The sequence below is a fragment of the Streptococcus infantis genome (assembly GCF_047463175.1).
GTDB classification, from domain to species: Bacteria; Bacillota; Bacilli; order Lactobacillales; family Streptococcaceae; genus Streptococcus; species Streptococcus infantis_AC.
The window spans coordinates 1-1,514 of sequence record NZ_JASHEJ010000009.1; the positions used below are offsets into that span (position 1 = coordinate 1).

The 1,514-nt window shown below is 42.9% G+C and carries 1 pseudogene; it reads right to left on the bottom strand.

What is annotated here, in order from left to right:
* Positions 1–1,514 (bottom strand): annotated as a pseudogene (locus QM859_RS09000) (CshA/CshB family fibrillar adhesin-related protein); the annotation flags it as partial.

The following is a 1,514-nucleotide window of genomic DNA, read 5'->3' on the forward strand; positions in this document are numbered from 1 at the left end:
GTTACAGTTGGTGTGTACTTAGCTGTAACTGGTGTACCATTCTTGTCTACACGTTTAACAGTCACGCCTGTTCCTGTTCCTGTGAATGATTTTTCTGGTACAAATGTAACTGTTCCGTCTGGAGCTACTGTGTATGTTCCTTCGCCTGGAATTACCTTAGTTGTTGAACCATCTTCGAATGTTGCAGGTGTATCATCATCCATCGGTACATCTGGGTTACCTGGTGTGAATGTTGGTTTACCTGTTTGTGTTTTACCTTGAATATCAGTAGATGTTGTAGGATCAGCTGTTGGAACAACTGGAGTAATCTTAGGTGTGTATGTTGTTTCAGCTGGAGTGCCGTTAGCATCCTTAGCTTGAACTTTAACTGGAACTACTTCACCTGAGTATGACTTATCAGTTGGTGTAAAGGTTACAACACCTGTTTCTTTATCAACTGTGAAAGTACCAATAACTTCACCACTTGGAGATTTAGCATCTACAGAAGCCGCCGGTTGACCATTTTCGTCAAGAAGAGTAATGGTATCTTTGTCGATTGGTGCAACTGGATCACCTTCTGTGAAGGTTACAGTACCAGTTTGAACTACACCTTGAGGGGCTACTGATTCATCAGGTGTCGCTGTCGGTGTTACTGGTGTTACTGTTGGGGTGTACTTAGCCGTTACTGGCGTACCGTTCTTGTCAACACGTTTAACAGTCACACCTGTTCCTTTACCTGTGAATGATTTTTCTGGAACAAATGTTACTGTTCCATCTGGTGCTACTGTGTATGTACCTTCACCTGGAATTGTCTTAGTTGTTGATCCATCTTCAAATGTTGCTGGAACATCATCATCCATTGGTACGCTTGGGTTACCTTCTGTAAAGTTAGGTTTACCTGTTTGTTCTTGACCTTGTTTGTCAGTTGATGTTGCATCTTCAGCTGTTGGTTTAACAGGAGTTACTGTTGGGGTGTATGTCGCTGATGCTTTTGTTCCGTTCTTATCTTCGCGGACAACTGTCACAGACGGTGCAGTTCCAACGAATGATTTTTCTGGGACAAATGTTACTGTTCCATCTGGTGCTACTGTGTATGTACCAACACCTTCTACAGTCTTAGTTGTTGATCCATCGTCAAATGTTGCTGGAACATCTTCGTTGATTGGTACACGGCTATCACCCTCAGTAAATTCAGGTTTACCTGTTTGTGTTTTACCTTGAATATCTGTTGTTTCTGCTGGTGTTGCAGTTGGTTTAACAGGAGTTACTGTTGGGGTGTATGTCGCTGATGCTTTTGTTCCGTTCTTATCTTCGCGGACAACTGTCACTGCTGGTGCAGTTCCAACGAATGATTTTTCTGGTACAAATGTCACTGTTCCATCAGGAGCTACTGTGTAAGTACCAACGCCTTCAACAGTCTTAGTTGTAGAACCGTCGTCGAATGTTGCTGGAACATCTTCGTTGATTGGAACAGTCTTCTCAACACCGTTAACTTCAACTGTACCACCCTTGAATTCAGGCTTACCTGTTTGAGT